The organism is Niveibacterium microcysteis, from assembly GCF_017161445.1.
In the GTDB taxonomy this organism is placed as follows: domain Bacteria; phylum Pseudomonadota; class Gammaproteobacteria; order Burkholderiales; family Rhodocyclaceae; genus Niveibacterium; species Niveibacterium microcysteis.
The window spans coordinates 2,792,697-2,813,641 of the sequence record NZ_CP071060.1 but is presented as its reverse complement, the minus strand read 5'-3'; the positions used below and the strand labels follow the sequence as shown (position 1 = coordinate 2,813,641).

Sequence of the window (20,945 nt, the reverse complement as noted above, 5' to 3'; positions counted from 1 at the left end):
TGAGAAGGAAGCGACTTGAACAATCTTTTCAAGAATCTTGCGATCTGGTTGGTGATTGGCATCGTGCTGATGACCGTGTTCAACCAGTTCAATAGCCGGCAGACCGCGCAAAGCCAGATGGAATACTCCCAGTTCATGGAGGAAGCCAAGCAGGGGCGGATCGCCAAGGTCACCATTGAAGGCCGCACACTGCGTGCAACGACCCAGGACAACAAGCAGATCACGGTTTTTACGCCGGGTACGCAGGACCTCTGGATGGTTAGCGATCTGATGCGCTACGGCGTCAAGATCACGGCCAAGCCCGAAGAGGAGCAATCGCTCCTGATGAGCATCTTCGTCTCGTGGTTCCCGATGCTGCTGTTGATCGGCGTCTGGATCTTCTTCATGCGTCAGATGCAGGGCGGTGGCCGAGGCGGCGCCTTCTCGTTCGGCAAGAGTCGCGCTCGGATGCTGGACGAGTCGACCAATTCGATCACCTTTGCGGACGTCGCGGGATGCGACGAGGCAAAAGAGGAGGTCGCCGAGTTGGTCGACTTCCTGCGCGATCCGTCGAAATTCCAAAAGCTTGGTGGCCGGATTCCCAAAGGCGTGCTGATGGTCGGTTCGCCGGGTACAGGTAAGACGCTGCTTGCCAAGGCCATCGCCGGTGAGGCGAAGGTGCCGTTCTTCTCCATTTCCGGTTCTGACTTCGTTGAAATGTTTGTTGGCGTTGGTGCCGCACGCGTTCGCGACATGTTCGAGAATGCCAAGAAGCAGGCGCCTTGCATCGTCTTCATTGATGAGATCGACGCCGTTGGTCGCCAGCGTGGCGCGGGCCTTGGCGGCGGAAACGATGAACGCGAGCAGACGCTGAACCAGTTGCTGGTCGAAATGGACGGTTTTGAGGGTCAGACCGGCGTCATCGTGATTGCCGCAACGAACCGTCCGGATGTACTGGATCCAGCGTTGCTGCGTCCAGGCCGCTTCGACCGGCAAGTCGTCGTTCCACTGCCGGACATTCGCGGTCGCGAGCAGATCATCAAGGTGCACATGCGCAAGGTGCCTGTGTCACCTGACGTCGATGCGAACATTCTTGCGCGGGGCACGCCGGGCATGTCGGGCGCGGATCTGGCCAACCTTGTCAACGAGGCTGCACTGTTCGCCGCTCGCTCGAACAAGCGCCTGGTCGACATGGATGACTTTGAGCGCGCCAAGGACAAGATCTTCATGGGCGCCGAACGGAAGTCCATGGTGATCCTGCCGGAGGAAAAGAAGAAGACCGCTTACCATGAGTCAGGTCACGCGATTATTGGCTCAGTCCTCCCGGGTTGCGACCCGGTTCACAAAGTCACGGTGATTCCACGCGGACGGGCACTGGGTGTGACGTGGTCACTGCCGGAGATGGACCGTTTCAGTCTCTATCAAGACCAGATGCTGGCGCAGATCTGCATGCTGTTTGGCGGTCGCGTGGCAGAAGAAATCTTCGTCGGCAACGTCTCAACTGGTGCATCAAACGATTTTGAGCGTGCGACCAGCATCGCTCGCGACATGGTGACGCGCTACGGGATGTCCGAGGCGCTTGGACCGATGGTTTATGCCGAGAACGAGGGTGAAGTCTTCCTTGGAAGGTCGATCACGACACACAAGAATCTCTCGGAAGCGACACTTCAGAAAGTGGATACCGAGATCCGCCGGATCGTCGATGAACAGTACGCTTTGGCGAGAAAGATCCTCGAAGACAACCGCGATAAGGTTGAGGCAATGACGGCGGCTTTGCTGGAGTGGGAGACTATTGATTCCGACCAGATCGCTGACATCATGGCGGGCCGCCCGCCGCGTCCGCCCCACGCCAGTGGGCAGCCGAAACCCCCGGTGTCCGATGGCCCTGCCGATTCGACACCTAGCGCAACGGCTCCTGCCTGAGAAGAATTCCACAGTGAAAAGGGCCGGCTAAGCCGGCCCTTAGTTTTTGCATGAACGAAATTCGTCTCGGATCCTATCGCTTATCGGTCGCGCGTCCGCTGGTGATGGCGATTATCAATGCGACGCCAGACTCCTTCAGCGGCGACGGGCTGGCGGGTCGGCTGGATGCGCTCGTCGACAAGGCAAAGCGCGCGATTGATGCCGGGGCTCACATTCTGGATGTTGGTGGCGAATCGTCCCGTCCTGGGTCTTTGGGAGTGTCGGTCGACGAGGAGTTGGCCCGGGTTGTGCCTGTTGTCGAGGCCCTCGCAACCCTCGGCTGTCCAGTCTCGGTCGATACGGTTAAACCGTCGGTCATGCAGGCTGTAATCAGAGCTGGCGCGTCCATGATCAATGACATCAACGGGTTGCGCGAGCCGGGGGCGATCGACGCGATTGCCGAAAGCAACTGCGCCGTGTGCGTCATGCACATGCAGGGCCAACCGAGAAGTATGCAGACATCACCGGTCTACGCCGATGTCGTCGGCGAGGTGTATGCGTTCTTGAGCGATCGGTTCGATGCGCTTCGACAATCAGGTATTGACCAGAATCGTATTGTCGTTGACCCGGGCTTTGGCTTTGGCAAGACACTCGAACACAATCTGGCGCTATTCCGCGCGCTCGAATCGTTTCGAGCGATAAGGCCTGTCCTTGTCGGTGTCTCGCGCAAGACGATGCTCGGGCAACTCACTGGCTTTCCGGTCGATCAACGTGTCACGGCGAGCGCGGTAGCTGCTGTGGCGGCGGCCGCTCGCGGCGCTGCGATCTTGCGGGTCCACGACGTTGCTGAGACGGTGGCTGCGCTAAATCTTTGGCGTGAACTTGGGCTTGAGGCCAACGGCTAGCCTATTCATTGACCTGCGAAACACTACGGAGACTGCAATGGCGCGCAAGTATTTCGGCACGGATGGAGTGCGGGGACGTGTAGGCAATGCTCCGATCACGCCTGACTTTGTGATGCGACTGGGGTACGCGGCGGGTCGAACACTGTGTGCCGAACAGCAGGGGACACGCGGGCATGAGCGGCCAACGGTGCTGATTGGCAAGGATACTCGCGTCTCCGGCTATATGCTTGAGGCCGCTTTGGAGGCCGGCTTCGCTGCGGCTGGTGTTGACGTGGTGTTGGCTGGACCGATTCCTACCCCTGGGGTCGCGTATTTGACGCGGGCGCTTCGTCTTGATGCAGGGGTCGTGATTTCCGCCTCTCACAACCCTTATTACGACAACGGTATTAAGTTCTTTTCGGCTCGCGGCGCAAAACTTCCGGACGCGACAGAGACCGCCATTGAGGAGCGGCTCGATCAGCCCATTGGTTGTGCGGATTCCGCATCCATGGGGCGTGCGCGCCGTATCGATGATGCTGCCGGCAGGTATATCGAATTCTGCAAGAGCACGTTTCCGAATGACCTTGATCTGCGTGGTCTGAAGATTGCAGTGGATTGTGCTCATGGCGCCGCATATCACATTGCGCCACGTGTATTTCATGAACTCGGTGCAGAGGTCGTTGCGATCGGCAAGGAGCCTAATGGCTTCAACATCAACGATCAGGTAGGTGCCACCGTCCCTGAGGCGATCCGCGCTTTTACCTTGGCGCAAGGCGCCGATATCGGTATCTCGCTTGATGGCGATGGCGATCGCCTCATGATGGTGGACCGCGCCGGTCGCATCTATGACGGCGATATGTTGATCTATGTAATCGCGCGCATGCAGAAGGCTCAGGGCCGACTGCCCGGCGTCGTTGGTACGTTGATGAGCAACCTTGGATTTCAGCGCGCGATCGAGGCGCTAGGCGTTGAATTCGTGCGCGCCAAGGTTGGTGACCGCTATGTGCTTGAGTTGCTTGAGCAGCGCGGATGGAAGTTAGGTGGCGAGAATTCGGGCCATATCATCTGCCTGGACCGCCACTCCACCGGCGACGGTATTGTTGCCGCCTTGCAGGTCCTTGCAGCGTTGCGCGATGCGGGTGAGACCCTTGCCGACGCCTGTGGTGCGCTCAAGTTCTTTCCTCAGCGGCTTGTGAACGTTCGCACCGCCGGCGGTTTCGACTGGAAATCCGATCGGAGCATTCAGGATGCGGTAACCGCGGCAGAGCTGGAACTGGGTGACCGCGGCCGCGTCTTGCTTCGCGCGTCCGGCACCGAACCGCTGCTTCGCGTAATGGTTGAGGGCGAAGATCCCACGCAGGTTGAAGCGGTCGCCCAACGGCTTGCCGAGACGGTTCGCCAAGCGTTGGAGTAGGGCGTGGCTTGTGCCTGGCGCGAGGCTGGACTACACTGCCGGGTTTTGTAGTAATTAAACTGGGGTATCGCGTGAGCGGAATATTCTTCGGCCTTGTCCTGACGGTTCACGTTCTCGTGGGCGTTGCAGTGATCGGCTTGGTGTTGGTGCAGCACGGCAAAGGCGCGGACATGGGTGCGTCATTTGGCGGTGGCGCATCTGGCAGTCTTTTTGGTGCGTCGGGTTCGGCGAATTTTCTGAGCCGAACGACCGCGGTCTTGGCTACGGTCTTCTTCGTCACGAGTTTGGCGCTGACCTACTTGGCAAGCCATCGCGCTGGCCCCGCAAAGAGTGTCATGGAGGGCGCGCCAGCAGTGCAATCGCAGCCGGCAACGGCCGAGAAACCTGCGAGTGCCCCGGGTGCGGCCCAAGAGATTCCGAAGTAAAGAAATTCTTGGCAAGGCTGAATTGTTTATATATAATTCTTTTCTGTTGTAAGCGTGCCGACGTGGTGAAATTGGTAGACACGCCATCTTGAGGGGGTGGTGGCGCAAGCCGTGTGAGTTCGAGTCTCACCGTCGGCACCAATAATTCGAAACGCCCGCGTAAGCGGGCGTTTCTCCATCTGATGCAATTCCCGACTCTACGATCATGCTCGAGAACTATTTCCCGGTATTGATTTTCATCCTTGTCGGTATTGCGGTAGGCGGCGTGATGCTGCTCGCTGGGCGCATTCTTGGGCGCCACAATCCCGAGCCAGAAAAGCTCTCTCCCTATGAGTGTGGCTTTGAGGCGTTCGAGGATGCGCGCATCAAATTTGATGTGCGTTATTACCTGATTGCAATTCTTTTCATCCTCTTTGATATCGAGGTTGCCTTTCTGATTCCTTGGGCATCAATTCTCAAGGAAATTGCGGGCAACGAGTCGATTCGTCTATTTGGCTTCTTCGAGATGCTTGTGTTTCTGGGTGTCTTGATTGTTGGCTATATCTACGTGCGCAAGCGCGGCGCGCTGGACTGGGAATAACCGTACGTTTCGCGTTGGGGCGAGGCGTTGGGGGACGCAATGAGTGTTGAAGGTGTATTCCGCGAGGGTTTTGTTACCACGACCTTGGATAGCGTTCTGAATTGGACGCGAACGGGCTCGCTGTGGCCAATGACCTTCGGTCTTGCGTGTTGTGCCGTCGAAATGATCCACGCGGGGTGCTCGCGTTACGACCTTGATCGTTTTGGGGTTGTATTCCGACCGAGCCCTCGTCAGTCTGATGTCATGATCGTTGCTGGAACGCTCTGCAACAAGATGGCGCCAGCCCTTCGCAAAGTCTATGACCAGATGGCCGAGCCGCGTTGGGTGATTTCGATGGGGTCGTGTGCCAACGGTGGCGGCTACTACCACTATTCCTATTCGGTTGTCCGGGGATGTGATCGTATTGTGCCGGTGGACGTTTACGTTCCTGGCTGTCCTCCGACCGCTGAGGCGCTTCTGTACGGGATCATCCAGTTGCAGAACAAGATCAAGAGAACCAACACGATCGCTCGATAAGGCAAAGAGCCCTCATGAGTGCAAAGCTCGAAAAACTGCAAGAGGCGCTACATGCTGTCCTCGGTCCGCGGATCCAGACAATCGTCTGCGATCGCGGAGAGGTCACCATTGAGGTTTCCGCGAAGGACTACCTTGCTGTGGCGTTTGCGTTGAGAGATGACCCAAGTCTTGGGTTTGAACAGCTGATCGATTTGTGCGGCGTTGATTACTCAACGCACTCGACGCGTTCGTCGTCTGTGGCACGGTTTGCCGGCGTCTCTCATTTGCTGTCGGTGCGGAATAACTGGCGTTTGCGTCTGCGGGTGTTTGCGGAATCTGCCGAATTCCCAGTGGTAGCGTCAGTAGTTGGCGTTTGGCCAAGTGCGAACTGGTTTGAGCGTGAAGCGTTCGATCTGTTTGGCCTGATGTTTGAGGGGCATCCTGATCTGCGTCGAATCCTGACTGACTACGGTTTCGTCGGACATCCATTCCGCAAGGATTTCCCGATTTCTGGCTTTGTCGAAATGCGCTACGACGCGGAACAGGGGCGAGTGGTCTATCAACCCGTCACTATTGAACCGCGTGAAGTAACGCCACGAATCGTTCGCGAAGAAACCTACGGGCAGGTTGGGCATGGCTGAGATTCGTAATTACACAATCAATTTCGGGCCGCAGCACCCCGCCGCTCACGGCGTTTTGCGTCTGGTTCTCGAGCTGGATGGCGAGGTTGTAGAGCGCGCCGATCCGCATATCGGGTTGCTTCACCGCGGCACCGAGAAGCTCGCTGAGACGCGCACCTGGATCCAGTCTGTTCCGTACATGGATCGGCTGGACTATGTCTCGATGATGTGCAATGAACATGCTTATTGCATGTCCATTGAACGATTGCTCGGCTTGGAAGTGCCGCTTCGCGCTCAATACATCCGAGTGATGTTCGATGAGATTACGCGCATCCTGAATCACCTCCTGAACATCGGCACGCACGCGCTGGATATTGGTGCGATGACGATGGTTCTCTATACATTCCGCGAACGCGAAGATCTGATGGACGCCTACGAGGCGGTATCGGGCGCTCGTATGCACGCGGCGTACTACAGGCCCGGCGGCGTTTATCGTGATTTGCCGGACCAGATGCCCAAATACGAGGTGTCGAAGTACCGCAATTCGGCAACGGTCGCGCAGTTGAACGAAGCCAGACAAGGATCTTTACTCGACTTTCTGGATGACTTCACGCGTCGTTTCCCTGGTTATGTCGACGAGTATGAGACGCTGCTGACGGATAATCGCATCTGGAAGCAACGTACTGTCGGGATCGGCGTGGTGTCGCCGGAAGAAGCGCTGGCTCATGGGTTCACCGGGGCAATGCTGCGTGGGTCGGGCGTCGAATGGGATTTGCGCAAAAAGCAGCCTTACGAGGTTTACGACCGTGTTGATTTCGACATTCCGGTCGGTGTGAATGGCGACTGCTACGATCGCTACCTCGTTCGCATGGAAGAGATGCGGCAGTCCAACCGAATTATTCGGCAATGTATTGACTGGTTGCGCAAGAATCCGGGTCCGGTGATTTGCGATAACCATAAAGTTGCACCTCCCTCTCGTTCGGCCATGAAGGAGAACATGGAGGAGTTGATTCACCACTTCAAACTGTTCACCGAAGGGATGCATGTTCCAGAAGGCGAAGCGTATGCCGCTGTTGAACATCCAAAGGGGGAGTTTGGGGTGTATGCGATTTCCGACGGTGCAAACAAGCCTTACCGTGTGAAGCTTCGCGCGCCGGGATTCGCGCATTTGGCCGCGATGGATGCTATTGCCCGTGGCCACATGATTGCGGACGTTGTCGCGATTATTGGCACGATGGATATCGTGTTCGGCGAGATCGACCGTTAACTGCAGTCCGACGTTCAGAAGAGAGATGAACGAGTCATGTTGAACTCGGAATCATTAGGCAAGATCGACCAAGAAGTCGCCAAGTATCCCGCGGACCAGAAACAGTCGGCGGTAATCGCTGCGTTGCGCATCGCCCAGCAGGAAAAAGGCTGGCTCGCCGCTGAAACGATCGAGTACGTGGCCGCCTATCTTTGCATGCCAGCGATGGCCGCGTACGAAGTTGCCAGTTTCTACAACATGTATGACCTTCAGCCGGTCGGCAAGCACAAACTGACGGTCTGCACCAATTTGCCGTGTGCGCTTTCTGGTGGCGCCGATGCGGGTGAGTATCTCAAGCACAAGCTTGGGATCGAATTCAATCAGACGACGCCGGATGGCCAGTTCACCCTGAAAGAGGGTGAATGCATGGGGGCTTGTGGCGACGCGCCCGTTTTGCTTGTGAATAACCATCGGATGTGCTGCCGTATGACCGAGACGCAGATGGATCAACTCATCAGCGAGCTACGCAAATGAGTGAAAAGGCGTTTCTCCTCGCCGGTCTCGATGGCGACAACACTTGGAGCCTTTCGCACTATCTCAAGCGCGGGGGCTATGCAGCATTAAAAAAGATCATCAGCGATGGCATCACTCCAGATGTGGTCATCGCTGAGGTCAAGAAGTCCGCGCTTCGGGGGCGTGGCGGAGCCGGTTTCCCGACGGGGCTGAAGTGGAGTTTCATGCCGCGCCAGTTTCCTGGTGCGAAGTATGTTTGCTGCAATTCGGACGAAGGCGAACCTGGTACGTTCAAAGACCGCGATCTTCTACGCTATAACCCGCATATGGTCATCGAGGGCATGATCATTGCCGGGTTCGCGATGGGCTGCGAACGCGGATATAACTACATCCACGGTGAGATATTCGAGATCTACGAGCGTTTCGAGGCGGCTCTTGCCGAAGCTCGTGAGGCCGGATTCCTCGGCAAGAATATTCTTGGATCGTCGTTTTCTTTTGACTTGTTTGCGCATCATGGATACGGCGCGTACATCTGCGGAGAAGAGACCGCATTGCTTGAGTCAATCGAAGGCAAGAAAGGACAGCCGCGATTCAAGCCGCCGTTTCCTGCAAGCTTCGGGCTCTATGGCAAGCCGACGACGATTAACAACACCGAGACCTTTGCGTCGATTCCGTACATCATTAATAACGGCGGCGAGGCGTTCCTGGCATTGGGGAAGCCAAACAACGGTGGGACCAAGTTGTTTTCGGTTTCCGGACATGTAAATCGTCCTGGCAACTATGAAGTTCCGCTCGGTACCCCATTCCCGGAATTGTTGGAGATGGCGGGGGGTATGCGCGGCGGTCGTAGGCTTAAGGCTGTGATTCCCGGTGGCTCGTCAGCACCGGTGCTGCCGGCATCCATCATGATGGACTCGACGATGGATTACGACTGTATTGCGAAAGCGGGCTCCATGCTTGGATCCGGCGCGGTTATCGTGATGGACGAAAGCACCTGCATGGTCAAGGCGCTGGAGCGCTTGTCGTACTTCTATCACGAAGAGTCGTGTGGCCAATGCACGCCGTGCCGGGAAGGAACCGGATGGCTTTACCGCGTCATTCATCGAATTGAACACGGTCAAGGTCGGCAAGAAGATATCGATTTGCTCGACAGCGTTTCCGACAACATCATGGGTCGGACTATTTGCGCGCTAGGTGATGCGGCTGCTATGCCGGTCAAGAGTTTCATCAAGCATTTCCGTAGCGAGTTCCAGTATCACGTTGACAACAAGCGCTGTCTGGTGCCTGTTGAGGTTCAGCGTGAAGGCAGCAAGATCTACGTAGGCTGAACATGCTAGAGATCGAAATCGACGGCAAAAAGGTTGAAGTGGCTGACGGCAGCACCGTAATGGATGCTGCCAATAAAGTTGGTACTTACATCCCGCATTTTTGTTATCACAAGAAACTGTCGATTGCGGCGAATTGCCGCATGTGTCTGGTTGACGTTGAAAAGGCGCCAAAGCCTCTTCCCGCCTGCGCGACGCCAGTAACGAACGGCATGAAAGTCACGACCCATTCTGATAAGGCCGTCAAGGCTCAGAAGGGCGTGATGGAGTTTCTGTTGATCAATCACCCGCTGGATTGTCCGATCTGCGATCAAGGCGGCGAATGTCAGCTTCAGGATCTCGCTGTCGGCTATGGCGGTAACACTTCCCGATATCAAGAAGAGAAGCGTGTCGTCGTAAACAAGAATCTAGGGCCGCTGATTTCGACTGACATGACACGCTGCATTCACTGCACGCGTTGTGTGCGTTTCGGTCAAGAGATTGCCGGGATCATGGAACTTGGTGTTGCCAATCGTGGCGAACGCTCTGAGATCATGGCGTTTGTCGATCGCACCGTTGACTCAGAATTGTCCGGCAACTCGATCGACCTTTGCCCCGTGGGCGCATTGACCTCCAAGCCGTTCCGCTTTTCCGCGAGAACGTGGGAGATGTCGCGTCGTCGTTCGGTGAGTCCGCACGATTCGCTAGGCGCGAATCTCGTTGTGCAAGTGAAGCACGACCGTGTGATGCGGGTTCTCCCGCTCGAAAACGAAGCCATCAACGAATGCTGGCTGTCAGACAAAGACCGCTTTTCGTACGAGGGCCTGAACGCTGAAGACCGCTTGACGAAGCCCATGGTTAAGCAGGGCGGGAAGTGGATCGAGATTTCATGGCAAGACGCGCTGAACTACGCCACCAAAGCCATCCAGGGCGTTGTCGCCGAGCATGGCGCGGCGGCATTTGGCGCGTTTGTTTCGCCTCACTCGACGCTTGAGGAAATGTTCCTGACCCAACGACTTGTTCGTGCGATGGGTTCGGAGAAGGTGGATTTCCGCCTTCGGCAGTCGGATTTTTCGGCGGATGGCGTTCGGAGCGGAGCGCCATGGCTCGGCATGCCCATGCGGGATGTTTCGCAACTGGACCGCGTGCTGGTGATTGGTAGCGCGCTTCGCAAGGATCATCCGCTGCTTACCCAACGTTTGCGGCAGGCGGCAAAGCGCGGAGCCGAGGTATCGGTTATTGCATCGGCGATCGATGACCCACTGTTCAAACTCGCGCATGCGGCGATCGTCGCTCCAGACGCGATGGTCGGCGCATTGGCAAATGTTGCCGCCGCTATCGCACGTAAGAAGGGCACGACGCTTGGCGAGTCGGTCATGGCCAAGGTTGATTCGAGCCTGCCGTTTGATGCGGTTGCCATCGCAAAAAGCTTGTGCGGTGGAGAGCGGGCGGCACTCTTCCTCGGCAATGCGGTTGTCCAGCATCCCGCGTTCGGCGCCATCTGGGCGATCGGTGTTGAAATCGAAAGACTATGTGGTGCCAAGTTGGGATTCCTCGGTGAGGCAACGAATACCGTCGGCGGTTATCAGACTGGCTCGTTGAGCACCAAGCACAATGTTGGAACGATGCTTGCAGATCCGCTCAAGGCTGTAGTCTTGGTCGGGGTCGAGCCGGCGCTCGATTTTGCGAACGGCGCGCTCGCTACTGCTGCGCTTAGTGGTGCTGAGACGGTGATTGCCCTCACGGCGTTCCGATCCGCAGTTGAGGATGTGGCAGATCTCATGTTGCCGCTTGCGCCATTCTCGGAAACCTCCGGCACCTTTGTGAACTGCGAGGGCGCGGTCCAGAGCTTCAACGCCGCGGTCAAACCTCTTGGTGAGACTCGACCGGGCTGGAAGGTTCTGCGTGTTTTGGGTGGAGCGCTGGGTCTTGACGGTTTTGAGTACGAGAGCTCTGAGGCTGTTCGCGATGACGCTTTGCGTATGGCGCCACCTTTGACAAATGAATTGGTTGGAACTCCGGATGTAAACGTTTCATCAGCGTCTGGGTTGCAACGTGTGTCGGATGTTCCGATCTATTCCGCTGACGTGCTTGTTCGGCGCGCACCTTCATTGCAGCGCACACGTGATGCTGCAGCGCCTGTCGCCCGGATGTCTGCAGCGACGTTGGCTAAGCTTGGTGTCGCTGACGGTAGTTCGGTAAAAGTGTCGTCTAGGTCTGGCGCGATCGTTATTTCCGCGAAAAGGGATGATGCTGTCGCAGATGACTGTGTGCGTGTCGCAGCGGCTCGCCCCGAAACTGTTGCCTTGGGCGCTATGTTTGGCGAACTCACCGTGGAGCGTGCCTGATGGAAGCGCTGCTGCAACCCGTTGCCGCACTTTTTGGGCCGCTTTGGCCGGTCGTTTGGACTTTGGTCAAGATCGTGGCGATCGTTCTGCCATTGATCCTCAGTGTCGCCTATCTGACGTTTGCTGAGCGGAAGGTGATTGGCTACATGCAGGTTCGGATCGGGCCGAACCGGGTGGGGCCAAAAGGTTGGCTACAGCCAATTGCCGACGCGTTGAAGCTGATGTTTAAGGAAATCATCGTTCCGAGCAGCGCGAGTAAGGCGCTGTTTGTGATCGGTCCGATGATGGTTATGGCGCCGGCCCTTGCTGCGTGGGCTGTGGTGCCTTTTGCGCCGAATCTGGTTTTGGCCAACATCGACGCGGGAATGCTCTACCTGATGTCCATCACGTCGGTTGGGGTGTACGGGGTGATCATCGCCGGCTGGGCGTCCAATTCGAAATACGCGTTCCTCGGAGGGATACGCGCAACCGCTCAGATGGTTTCCTATGAACTCGCAATGGGATTCTCCTTGGTCGGGGTTCTCATGGTGGCTGGTTCGCTCAACCTGTCCGAGATCGTGATCGGTCAGAGCAAAGGTGTTTTTGCCAGTCATGGCTTGGGCTTCCTCAGCTGGAACTGGTTGCCGTTGCTTCCTCTCTTCGTGGTCTATCTGATTTCGGGTATCGCGGAGACGAATCGCGCACCATTCGACGTCGTCGAGGGTGAGTCGGAAATTGTCGCTGGCCATATGGTCGAGTATTCGGGCATGGCATTCGCGCTGTTCTTCCTGGCTGAATACGCGAACATGATTTTGGTGTCGGCTTTGACGTCGGTCTTCTTCCTGGGTGGGTGGTTGTCGCCGGTCGGGTTCATCCCGGATGGTTTCCCGTGGCTGGTGTTGAAGATCGGTTTTGTCCTTTTCCTGTTCCTCTGGTTTCGGGCCACATTTCCACGGTTCCGCTATGACCAGATCATGCGTCTGGGCTGGAAGGTTTTCATTCCGCTTACGCTCGCATGGATCCTTGTTGTCGGGATCTGGATGATGTCGCCTTGGTCGATCTGGAGGTAACTGGCGATGGGCGCCGTTAAGGAATTGTTTGTCAGCCTGCTCTTGAAAGAGTTGGTGAAGGGCCTGTCCGTCACCGGACGCCACTTCTTTCTTCGGAAAATCACGATCCAGTATCCGGAAGAGCGTACGCCTCAGAGCGCGCGCTTCCGTGGCCTACACGCCTTGCGGCGCTATCCGAACGGGGAGGAGCGGTGCATCGCCTGTAAGCTTTGCGAGGCGGTTTGCCCGGCTATGGCGATCACCATCGAGTCGGACCAACGGGACGACGGTACGCGTCGGACGACACGTTACGATATCGATTTGACCAAATGTATCTTCTGCGGATTTTGCGAAGAAGCGTGCCCGGTCGATGCGATTGTGGAGACTCGTGTGTTCGACTATCACGGCGAGAAGCGCGGCGATCTCTACTACACGAAGCAGATGCTGCTTGCTGTCGGCGATCGTTATGAGTCGCAGATTGCCAAGGATCGCGCAGAGGAGGCCAAGTACCGTTAACTCTTGTCGAGTTCTCGGGAAGCTGACTTATGGAATTTTCGACTTTTCTCTTCTACATGTTTGCAGCGGTAATGGTCGTGGCCGGGCTACGCGTCATTACCTCTCGCAATCCGGTACATGCAGCACTCTATCTAGTCCTAGCGTTTTTCAATGCCGCAGGGATCTGGATGGTTTTGCGCGCAGAGTTCCTTGCCATTGCATTGGTGCTCGTTTATGTCGGCGCCGTAATGGTGCTCTTCTTGTTCGTTGTGATGATGCTCGACATCAACCTCGAACGCATACGGCAGGGTTTCTGGAGTTATCTGCCGTTGGGTTTGGTGATTGCGGCTGTGTTGGTGGTTGAGATGGCGGTGGTCGTCGGCGGAAAGTGGTTTGGTGTCGATGCGATGCCGATGCCCGCTGAAGCTGCCGGTCCGTACAGCAACACCAAGTCTCTTGCATGGTTGATGTTCACTGATTTTGTGTATCCGTTCGAGCTCGCGTCATTCATTCTGCTCGTGGCAATGATTGCGGCGATTTCTTTGACGCTGCGCAGCCGGCCGGGTAACAAGGCAATTGATCCAGCCAAGCAGATCGCCGTGAAGCGCGAAGACCGCATCCGCATCGTGTCGATGCCGGCTGACACAAACGATTAATACGGCAAGATAGATTCGGCCCAGGGGAAACAATGCTCTCGCTGTCCCATGTCCTTACGCTAAGCGCGGTCCTGTTTGCGATCAGCGTTGTCGGGATTTTTCTTAATCGGAAGAATCTGATCATTTTGCTGATGTCGATCGAATTGATGCTGCTCGCTGTGAATATGAACTTCATCGCGTTCTCGTCGTTCCTTGGCGACCGTTCGGGCCAGCTATTCGTATTCTTCATCCTGACGGTTGCTGCTGCCGAGGCGGCGATCGGTCTGGCTATTCTGGTGGCGATGTTCCGTAACATGCGCACGATTCATGTCGACGACCTCGACAGTCTGAAGGGTTGAGGCCTACAACAATGACGGACATGCAAAAGCTCTACTTACTCGTGCCGTTAGCGCCGCTTGTGGGTGCAGTTTTGGCTGGACTCTTCGGTCGAGCCATTGGTCGGACGGCTTCGCACGTGGTGACGATTCTTGGCGTAGCGGTTGCCTTTGTTGCCTCTCTTTTGATTTTCCAGGACGTTCAGGCTGGCAATGTCTTTGACGGCGCCCTTTACACGTGGGCAACGGCAGGTGATCTTCGGTTCGAAGTGGGTTTCCTGATCGACAAGCTCACGGTCATGATGATGCTGGTCGTGACCTTCGTGTCGCTGATGGTGCACGTCTACACCATTGGCTACATGCACGATGATCCTGGTTATCAGCGCTTCTTTAGCTACATTTCGCTGTTCACGTTCTCGATGCTCATGCTTGTCATGAGCAATAACTTCGTTCAGCTATTCTTCGGTTGGGAGGCGGTCGGTCTCGTCTCGTATCTGTTGATCGGCTTTTGGTACACGAAGCCGACCGCCATTTATGCCAATTTGAAGGCGTTCTTGGTCAATCGCGTCGGCGACTTCGGCTTTTTGCTTGGTATCGGTTTAATCGCCGCCTATACGGGCTCGCTGAATTACGCAGAAGTGTTTGCAAAGATTCCGGCGTTGGCTCCGCAGACCGTCGAGCTTTTGCCCGGCAGCTCCTGGCTGTTGATGTCGGTGATTTGTATCTGTCTATTCATCGGTGCGATGGGTAAATCCGCACAGGTGCCGCTGCACGTTTGGCTGCCCGACTCGATGGAGGGCCCGACCCCAATTTCGGCGCTTATCCACGCGGCGACGATGGTGACCGCGGGCATTTTCATGGTTACGCGCATGTCGCCACTCTTCGAAGTGTCGGAGAGTGCCCGCGCCTTCGTACTGGTTATCGGTGCAACCACGGCCCTGTTCATGGGGTTCCTCGGCATCATCCAGAACGATATCAAGCGTGTCGTTGCATACTCGACCTTGTCGCAGTTGGGATACATGACGGTTGCTCTCGGCGTGTCGGCGTATTCCGCTGCAGTGTTTCACCTGATGACGCACGCGTTCTTCAAGGCATTGCTCTTCCTTGCTGCAGGCTCCGTAATCATTGGCATGCATCACGATCAAGACATCCGCAACATGGGCGGTCTTTGGAAGCGGATGCCGATCACTTGGGTTACTTCGCTTGTGGGTTCGTTGGCGCTGATTGGTTTCCCGTTCTTTGCGGGGTTCTTCTCGAAAGACGCCATTATTGAGGCGGTGGCACTCAGCCATATTCCTGGCGCGGGTTACGCATATTTCTGCGTGATTGCTGGCGTCTTCGTGACGGCGTTCTACTCATTCCGGATGTATTTCCTCGTTTTCCATGGCAAGGAGCGCTTCGGCGGCTCTCACGATTCGCATGGATCCGACGATGCGCATCATGACGATGATCACGGCCACCATGGTCCGCTTGAGCCTCACGAGTCGCCTTGGGTCGTTTGGGTGCCGCTCGTTCTGCTTGCAATTCCGTCGGTGGTGATCGGTTTTGTGGCCATTGAACCGATGCTCTTCAAGGGCTGGTTCGGTTCCGCGGTTGTGGTTAACGAGGCAAATGACGTGCTCGGTCACTTGGCTGAAGAGTTCCACGGTGCCTCGGCGATGGCTCAGCACGGTTTCATGTCTTTGCCCTTCGTGCTAGCGATGTCTGGCGTTGCGATGGCTGCTCTGTTCTATCTCTTCAAGCCGGAGATTCCAGCATGGTTCGCGAAGACCTTCGCGCCCGTCTATCGCCTGCTCGAGAACAAGTATTACTTTGATCGCTTTAACGAGATAGTTTTTGCCGGCGGTGCTCGTCTCCTCGGACGTGGGCTCTGGAAGGGCGGAGATCAGATGCTTATCGATGGCGTCATGGTCAATGGAACTGCGAGCGCCGTTGGTGCTGTCGCTCGGCTGACCAGGCTGTTGCAGACGGGACACATTTACCAGTACGCGTTTGTAATCATCATCGGCGTCGTCGTGCTTCTGACTTTCTGGGGTAGCCGCGGCTGAGACCAGCGCGTGGGCTTGACAGAGCGATTTGAAAACACGCCTCGAGGCGTGAACAACGGATAACAAGAGATGACGGGTGTACCTTATCTAAGCCTTGCGATCTGGGTGCCTATCGTTGGTGGCCTGTTGGCGCTAACGGCGGGATCAGACCGGAATGCGCCGGTCGCAAGACTTATTGCGCTGGTGACTGCGCTCGCAGGTTTCTTTGTAACCCTCCCGCTTTACGCCGGCTTTGACACAACGACTGCCTCGATGCAGTTTGTCGAACGCGCTCCGTGGGTGACGCGTTTCTCGATTGAGTACTATCTCGGCGTGGATGGCATTTCGATGCCGTTCGTACTGCTGAACAGCTTTATTACGATTATCGTAGTGATCGCCGGGTGGGAGGTGATCGATAGAAAGGTGGCTCAGTACAACGCCGGCTTTCTTATCATGTCCGGGTTGCTGAACGGGATCTTCTCGTCGTTGGACGGCATCCTGTTTTACGTGTTCTTTGAAGCGAGCCTGATCCCTCTCTATCTGATCATCGGTATCTGGGGTGGTCCGAACCGCGTATATGCGGCAATCAAGTTCTTCCTCTATACGCTTCTTGGCTCGTTGCTGATGCTGGTCGCCATTCTCTGGTTGTTCATGGAGGCGGGCGGTAGTTTCGATATTCTTGCGTGGCACAACCTGAAGATCGGCATGACGGCGCAGTCGTTGATCTTCTTTGCATTCCTCGCATCGTTTGCTGTGAAGGTGCCAATGTGGCCGGTGCATACTTGGTTGCCAGACGCTCACGTTGAGGCTCCTACTGGCGGTTCGGTCGTGCTTGCGGCCATCGCCTTGAAGCTTGGTGCATATGGCTTCCTGCGGTTTTCACTGCCTATCGTTCCGGACGCGGCGCACCAATACGCCCCGTTGATCCTGACCCTCTCGCTGATTGCTGTCGTATACATTGGGTTTGTTGCGCTGGTGCAGGCGGACATGAAGAAGCTGGTTGCCTACTCTTCGATTTCGCACATGGGGTTCGTGACACTTGGGTTTTTCATGTTCAACGCCGTCGCGATCGAGGGCGCGTTGGTTCAGATGATCTCGCACGGTTTCGTGTCCGGCGCGATGTTCCTCTGTATCGGCGTTCTCTACGACCGTGTTCATAGTCGCCAGATCGCAGATTACGGTGGCGTTGTGAATACGATGCCGAAATTCGCGGCGTTCTTCCTGCTCTTCGCAATGGCAAATGCAGGACTTCCTGCGACATCGGGCTTTGTTGGCGAATTCATGGTGGTGCTCGGCGCAGTGAAGTTCAATTTCTGGGTAGCGTTCATTGCGGCGACGACGCTGATACTCGGCGCTGCCTACACGCTCTGGATGTACAAGCGTGTGGTCTTCGGCGAGGTCGCAAACGAGCACGTCAAGGCCCTGACCGATATCAATCGGCGCGAGTTCTTCTTCCTGGCCGTGCTGGCGGCCTGTGTATTGGTCATGGGTGTCTATCCGCAGCCAGTTACCGAAGTTATGCACGCCAGCGTGAATGGTCTGCTTCAGCACATCGCTGTGAGCAAGCTCTAACGGATAACCAGAAAGCATCCAGGATCAGATGATGGATTTCGTGATGCCGGATTTCCGGCTTGCAGCGCCGGAACTCTTTGTCGCCGGAATGTCTTTGGTCATTCTGATGGTGACCTCCTTTGCGACGACGCGCGCCCGCTCGGCTGCGTTCTGGCTATGTGAGCTTGCGCTCTTGGGCGCCTTGCTTTTGACGCTCTTCTCGGGTGATGTACAGCGCTCGCTGACCTTTAGCGGTATGTACATGTCGGATCTCTTCGGGAGTTTCCTGAAGATTCTCGTGTGCTTGTCGGTCGCCATCGTGTTGCAGTACGGCCGTGCGTACATGGCCGACCGCAAGATCGACAGCCCCGAGTACTACCTGATGGTGCTGTTTGCAACCCTGGGCATGATGGTGCTGATCTCCGCGAGCCATTTCGTCAGCATGTACATGGGCCTGGAGCTCATGTCGCTGTCGCTTTACGGCTTGGTCGCGATCGACCGCGACAATCCGCGCTCAACGGAAGCGGGCATGAAGTACTTTGTGCTCGGCGCCTTGGCGAGTGGCCTGCTGCTGTATGGCATGTCAATGCTGTATGGCGCGACCGGTACGCTTGAGATCCATGAAATCGCTCAGCGTATCTACGAGCGTTCGGCGAATGATCTCGTGGTCGTGTTCGGTTTGGTGTTCGTACTGGTCGGTATTGCGTTCAAGCTCGGCGTGGTGCCGTTCCATATGTGGGTTCCCGACGTGTATCACGGCGCACCGACTGCTGTGACGCTTCTGGTGTCGTCGGCGCCGAAGCTTGCGGCGTTTGCAATGGCATTTCGCGTTCTGGTTCTGGGTCTGTTTGATCTCGCCGAGCACTGGCAGAGCATGTTGATGCTGCTCGCCATGGCATCGATCATTCTGGGCAACCTTGCAGCCGTTGCGCAAACGAACATCAAGCGGATGCTGGCGTTCTCGGGCATTTCGCACATGGGTTTCATGCTGCTGGGATTGTTGTCCGGTGTTGTGAAGGGCGAAGGCGGAACTTACGCGGTTAACGCCTACAGCTCTGCCATGTTCTACGCGGTCGCGTATGTGATGATGACGCTGGCCTCGTTCGGCATGGTGATCTTGCTGTCGCGAGCGGGATTCGAAGCGGAGAACGTCGACGATTTCAAAGGCCTGAATCAGCGCAGTCCTTGGTTCGCGGGCATGATGTTGATCGTGATGTTCTCGATGGCCGGTATCCCGTTCTTCGTCGGGTTCTTCGCGAAGTTGTCGGTCCTTCAAGCCGTTATCGCTGCAGGCAACATTTCCAACCAACCGCACTATTACTGGCTGGCGGTTATTGCCGTGATGATGTCGGTGGTTGGTGCGTTCTACTACCTTCGCGTGGTGAAGGTTATGTACTTCGACGACGCGACGGATCAGTCGCCGATCGTTGCGACGCTTGGGATGCGCACCCTGTTGTCGGCCAACGCGCTGTCGATCGCGATCGTTGGCCTGCTGCCGAACTGGCTGATGCAGATTTGCGCATTTACGCTGCTGCATTAATCGGGTTGTGTCGGAGATGACGGGCACCGTCGGCGCCTTGGTGCTCGTTGCCGCGAGCCTGCTGCTGGCGAACCTTCCCTTCGTCTCCGACCGCGTGTTCTGCCTCTTCCCAACCTGCTCGAAGCCCTTTGCGATCTGTCTCGCAGAGGTCGCAGCGGGCTATTTGGTGGTTGGCGGACTCGCGTTGGCCCTGGAGAGCCATTCTCACGGTACCGCCTATTCACAAGGGTGGGAGTTCTACGTCGTCACGGTGGCGCTGTTTGCCGTCTTCGCATTTCCCGGTTTTGTCTATCGCTATCTCTGGCGTAAACATTGAACCAGCCGTCTTAGCATGCCGACCCCCGATCCGTTTGTTGAATATACGATCTCCTCGGAGCAGGTCTTCGATGGAGGCTTGCTCAAGGTATGGCGAGACAAGGTCGGACGGCAAACCGAGTCGGGTGAATGGAATAGGGAATACATTCGTCATCCTGGCGCGACGGTGATCATCGCAGTGGCCGAGTCGGGAAAGCTGTTGATGGAGCGCCAGTTCCGCTATCCGCTTGGACGAATCTGCTGGGAGATGCCTGCAGGAAAGATTGACCCGAATGAGTCGATCGAGGTTTGCGCGCGGCGAGAACTTCGCGAAGAGACGGGTTTCGAAGCGCGGGATTGGACGCATCTTGGGACAGTTCATCCCTGCGTTGGCTACTCCGACGAACGGATCGAGATCTTTCTTGCCAAAGAGCTGACGCAGCAGGGCACAGCACTGGATCATGGCGAGTACGTCGAAGTGTTTGAAATCAGCCTGGAAGATGCGGAAGCGGCCGTGCTCGACGGACGTATCACCGATGGAAAGACCATCGCCTGTCTGTTCTGGGCGGCCAAGGTATTGCGCTAGAGACCAATAGGGGCCGGTCCGCCGAAGCCAGAGGTCGAGACTCGCTTCTGACTTCTGCTCGAATAAAAAAAGGCCACCTGAAATCAGGTGGCCTTTTGTCCGTTAACGCATAAGGTGCGTTCTGTAGGCTAATATAATCATAGGCTTGCAGCGTCGCGGCACGGGATAACTTGCAAGAGAAACTACGCATAAGCTGCAATTCCACTCCGTTGTTGATGCATAAGACGCAGGTTTCTTCAAGGGCTGAATCGCCCCAGATTATTAGGACGCCATTTGGTTTTAGTCAGACGTCGCGGCCTAACAGCGCGTTGACGACGCTCATCGGCTTCGACCTCCGTATGAGGGACGTACCCTTGCGGACGCTTCAGCCGATTCGCGATTGGGTTCGCGCCAAGCCCGTTCTGCCCCATAGACCTCGAGGTTGGCCTGCCAGGCGCACTGCCTCGACAGTCTTAACGCCATCGCGCACACCTGTGTCGACCTCGTACTGGTGGACCCACGCCTGCAGCATCTGTGGCGCGCAACCAATCTTTCTAGAGATGGACTCGATAGATGCCCACCTCGATGGGGTCTCCCCTCGGTGCTCTTACACAATCCATACTGCTGCGCGCTCGCACACAACCTCAGGGTAAAACTTCGGGGAATTCTTCATGGCTCCGACTTCTCAAGAGTTGGAGCCTCACCAAAAGACCGGGGCGATTCGGACATTGTCTTATAGCCGTGCAAAGCGGCGTCTGATACTGA

At 56.4% G+C, this 20,945-nt stretch carries 20 protein-coding genes, 1 tRNA gene and 1 pseudogene; 21 read left to right on the top strand and 1 reads right to left on the bottom strand.

The genetic code is table 11. The features are described from left to right. Positions 1-15 precede the first annotated feature (15 nt). The 21 genes from ftsH (at position 16) to JY500_RS12655 (ending at position 20,201) form a co-directional block, all read left to right on the top strand. Positions 16-1,902 (top strand): ATP-dependent zinc metalloprotease FtsH, encoded by a 1,887-nt coding sequence (gene ftsH, locus JY500_RS12755; protein ID WP_172199010.1) that lies wholly within the window; start codon positions 16-18, stop codon positions 1,900-1,902. A gap of 50 nt (positions 1,903-1,952) precedes the next feature. After that, complete coding sequence (gene folP / locus JY500_RS12750) at positions 1,953-2,786, top strand: dihydropteroate synthase (RefSeq protein WP_206252898.1); 834 nt, start codon at positions 1,953-1,955, stop codon at positions 2,784-2,786. Positions 2,787-2,823: 37 nt separating this feature from the next. Continuing rightward, positions 2,824-4,179, top strand: coding sequence for a phosphoglucosamine mutase (glmM, locus tag JY500_RS12745; RefSeq protein WP_172199018.1), 1,356 nt, complete (start codon positions 2,824-2,826; stop codon positions 4,177-4,179). Between the two features lie 71 nt (positions 4,180-4,250). Continuing rightward, positions 4,251-4,604: a preprotein translocase subunit SecG gene (gene secG / locus JY500_RS12740; protein WP_172200742.1), complete on the top strand. Its 354-nt coding sequence runs from the start codon at positions 4,251-4,253 to the stop codon at positions 4,602-4,604. Between the two features lie 56 nt (positions 4,605-4,660). After that, a tRNA-Leu gene (locus tag JY500_RS12735) sits at positions 4,661-4,745 on the top strand. 64 nt (positions 4,746-4,809) lie between these two features. Further along, positions 4,810-5,184, top strand: coding sequence for an NADH-quinone oxidoreductase subunit A (gene ndhC, locus JY500_RS12730; RefSeq protein ID WP_172199020.1), 375 nt, complete (start codon positions 4,810-4,812; stop codon positions 5,182-5,184). A gap of 39 nt (positions 5,185-5,223) precedes the next feature. Further along, entirely contained in the window at positions 5,224-5,700 is a 477-nt protein-coding gene (locus JY500_RS12725; protein WP_172199023.1) for a NuoB/complex I 20 kDa subunit family protein, read from the top strand. A gap of 14 nt (positions 5,701-5,714) precedes the next feature. Then, complete coding sequence (locus JY500_RS12720) at positions 5,715-6,320, top strand: NADH-quinone oxidoreductase subunit C (RefSeq protein ID WP_172199026.1); 606 nt, start codon at positions 5,715-5,717, stop codon at positions 6,318-6,320. Continuing rightward, positions 6,313-7,566, top strand: a complete 1,254-nt coding sequence (locus tag JY500_RS12715; protein WP_206252896.1) for an NADH-quinone oxidoreductase subunit D — start codon at positions 6,313-6,315, stop codon at positions 7,564-7,566. Before JY500_RS12720 ends, JY500_RS12715 begins: the two co-directional genes overlap by 8 nt. 36 nt (positions 7,567-7,602) lie before the next feature. After that, positions 7,603-8,079: an NADH-quinone oxidoreductase subunit NuoE gene (gene nuoE, locus JY500_RS12710; protein WP_206252895.1), complete on the top strand. Its 477-nt coding sequence runs from the start codon at positions 7,603-7,605 to the stop codon at positions 8,077-8,079. Then, on the top strand, positions 8,076-9,386 hold the full coding sequence (gene nuoF / locus JY500_RS12705; RefSeq protein WP_206252893.1) for an NADH-quinone oxidoreductase subunit NuoF: 1,311 nt from the start codon (positions 8,076-8,078) through the stop codon (positions 9,384-9,386). The genes nuoE and nuoF overlap by 4 nt, the downstream gene beginning before the upstream one ends. A gap of 2 nt (positions 9,387-9,388) precedes the next feature. After that, positions 9,389-11,710: an NADH-quinone oxidoreductase subunit NuoG gene (gene nuoG / locus JY500_RS12700; protein ID WP_206252892.1), complete on the top strand. Its 2,322-nt coding sequence runs from the start codon at positions 9,389-9,391 to the stop codon at positions 11,708-11,710. Further along, positions 11,710-12,759: an NADH-quinone oxidoreductase subunit NuoH gene (gene nuoH, locus JY500_RS12695; RefSeq protein ID WP_172199041.1), complete on the top strand. Its 1,050-nt coding sequence runs from the start codon at positions 11,710-11,712 to the stop codon at positions 12,757-12,759. Before nuoG ends, nuoH begins: the two co-directional genes overlap by 1 nt. 6 nt (positions 12,760-12,765) lie before the next feature. Then, on the top strand, positions 12,766-13,254 hold the full coding sequence (gene nuoI, locus JY500_RS12690) for an NADH-quinone oxidoreductase subunit NuoI (protein WP_172199044.1): 489 nt from the start codon (positions 12,766-12,768) through the stop codon (positions 13,252-13,254). Between the two features lie 29 nt (positions 13,255-13,283). Then, positions 13,284-13,889 (top strand): NADH-quinone oxidoreductase subunit J, encoded by a 606-nt coding sequence (locus JY500_RS12685; protein ID WP_206252890.1) that lies wholly within the window; start codon positions 13,284-13,286, stop codon positions 13,887-13,889. Between the two features lie 32 nt (positions 13,890-13,921). Next, positions 13,922-14,227, top strand: coding sequence for an NADH-quinone oxidoreductase subunit NuoK (gene nuoK, locus JY500_RS12680; protein ID WP_172199050.1), 306 nt, complete (start codon positions 13,922-13,924; stop codon positions 14,225-14,227). Positions 14,228-14,238: 11 nt separating this feature from the next. Beyond that, on the top strand, positions 14,239-16,251 hold the full coding sequence (gene nuoL, locus JY500_RS12675; RefSeq protein ID WP_206252888.1) for an NADH-quinone oxidoreductase subunit L: 2,013 nt from the start codon (positions 14,239-14,241) through the stop codon (positions 16,249-16,251). 69 nt (positions 16,252-16,320) lie between these two features. After that, a complete protein-coding gene (locus tag JY500_RS12670; protein ID WP_172199056.1) occupies positions 16,321-17,802 on the top strand; it encodes an NADH-quinone oxidoreductase subunit M in 1,482 nt (493 codons plus the stop codon). Between the two features lie 31 nt (positions 17,803-17,833). Beyond that, on the top strand, positions 17,834-19,321 hold the full coding sequence (gene nuoN / locus JY500_RS12665) for an NADH-quinone oxidoreductase subunit NuoN (RefSeq protein WP_206252882.1): 1,488 nt from the start codon (positions 17,834-17,836) through the stop codon (positions 19,319-19,321). A 16-nt stretch (positions 19,322-19,337) separates the two neighbouring features. Then, positions 19,338-19,637 (top strand): DUF2818 family protein, encoded by a 300-nt coding sequence (locus JY500_RS12660; RefSeq protein WP_206252876.1) that lies wholly within the window; start codon positions 19,338-19,340, stop codon positions 19,635-19,637. A 15-nt stretch (positions 19,638-19,652) separates the two neighbouring features. Beyond that, positions 19,653-20,201 (top strand): NUDIX domain-containing protein, encoded by a 549-nt coding sequence (locus JY500_RS12655; RefSeq protein WP_206252874.1) that lies wholly within the window; start codon positions 19,653-19,655, stop codon positions 20,199-20,201. A gap of 372 nt (positions 20,202-20,573) precedes the next feature. Here JY500_RS12655 and JY500_RS22430 read toward each other — a convergent pair. Then, positions 20,574-20,853 (bottom strand): annotated as a pseudogene (locus tag JY500_RS22430) (IS3 family transposase); the annotation flags it as partial. Positions 20,854-20,945: the final 92 nt, after the last annotated feature.

Bases quoted from the DNA above. Each gene is read 5' to 3' on its own strand.
- folP (WP_206252898.1), top strand. From the start codon at position 1,953: ATGAACGAAATTCGTCTCGGATCCTATCGCTTATCGGTCGCGCGTCCG.
- glmM (WP_172199018.1), top strand. From the start codon at position 2,824: ATGGCGCGCAAGTATTTCGGCACGGATGGAGTGCGGGGACGTGTAGGC.
- ndhC (WP_172199020.1), top strand. From the start codon at position 4,810: ATGCTCGAGAACTATTTCCCGGTATTGATTTTCATCCTTGTCGGTATT.
- JY500_RS12725 (WP_172199023.1), top strand. From the start codon at position 5,224: ATGAGTGTTGAAGGTGTATTCCGCGAGGGTTTTGTTACCACGACCTTG.
- JY500_RS12720 (WP_172199026.1), top strand. From the start codon at position 5,715: ATGAGTGCAAAGCTCGAAAAACTGCAAGAGGCGCTACATGCTGTCCTC.
- JY500_RS12715 (WP_206252896.1), top strand. From the start codon at position 6,313: ATGGCTGAGATTCGTAATTACACAATCAATTTCGGGCCGCAGCACCCC.
- nuoE (WP_206252895.1), top strand. From the start codon at position 7,603: ATGTTGAACTCGGAATCATTAGGCAAGATCGACCAAGAAGTCGCCAAG.
- nuoF (WP_206252893.1), top strand. From the start codon at position 8,076: ATGAGTGAAAAGGCGTTTCTCCTCGCCGGTCTCGATGGCGACAACACT.
- nuoG (WP_206252892.1), top strand. From the start codon at position 9,389: ATGCTAGAGATCGAAATCGACGGCAAAAAGGTTGAAGTGGCTGACGGC.
- nuoH (WP_172199041.1), top strand. From the start codon at position 11,710: ATGGAAGCGCTGCTGCAACCCGTTGCCGCACTTTTTGGGCCGCTTTGG.
- nuoI (WP_172199044.1), top strand. From the start codon at position 12,766: ATGGGCGCCGTTAAGGAATTGTTTGTCAGCCTGCTCTTGAAAGAGTTG.
- JY500_RS12685 (WP_206252890.1), top strand. From the start codon at position 13,284: ATGGAATTTTCGACTTTTCTCTTCTACATGTTTGCAGCGGTAATGGTC.
- nuoK (WP_172199050.1), top strand. From the start codon at position 13,922: ATGCTCTCGCTGTCCCATGTCCTTACGCTAAGCGCGGTCCTGTTTGCG.
- nuoL (WP_206252888.1), top strand. From the start codon at position 14,239: ATGACGGACATGCAAAAGCTCTACTTACTCGTGCCGTTAGCGCCGCTT.
- JY500_RS12670 (WP_172199056.1), top strand. From the start codon at position 16,321: ATGACGGGTGTACCTTATCTAAGCCTTGCGATCTGGGTGCCTATCGTT.
- nuoN (WP_206252882.1), top strand. From the start codon at position 17,834: ATGGATTTCGTGATGCCGGATTTCCGGCTTGCAGCGCCGGAACTCTTT.
- JY500_RS12660 (WP_206252876.1), top strand. From the start codon at position 19,338: ATGACGGGCACCGTCGGCGCCTTGGTGCTCGTTGCCGCGAGCCTGCTG.
- JY500_RS12655 (WP_206252874.1), top strand. From the start codon at position 19,653: ATGCCGACCCCCGATCCGTTTGTTGAATATACGATCTCCTCGGAGCAG.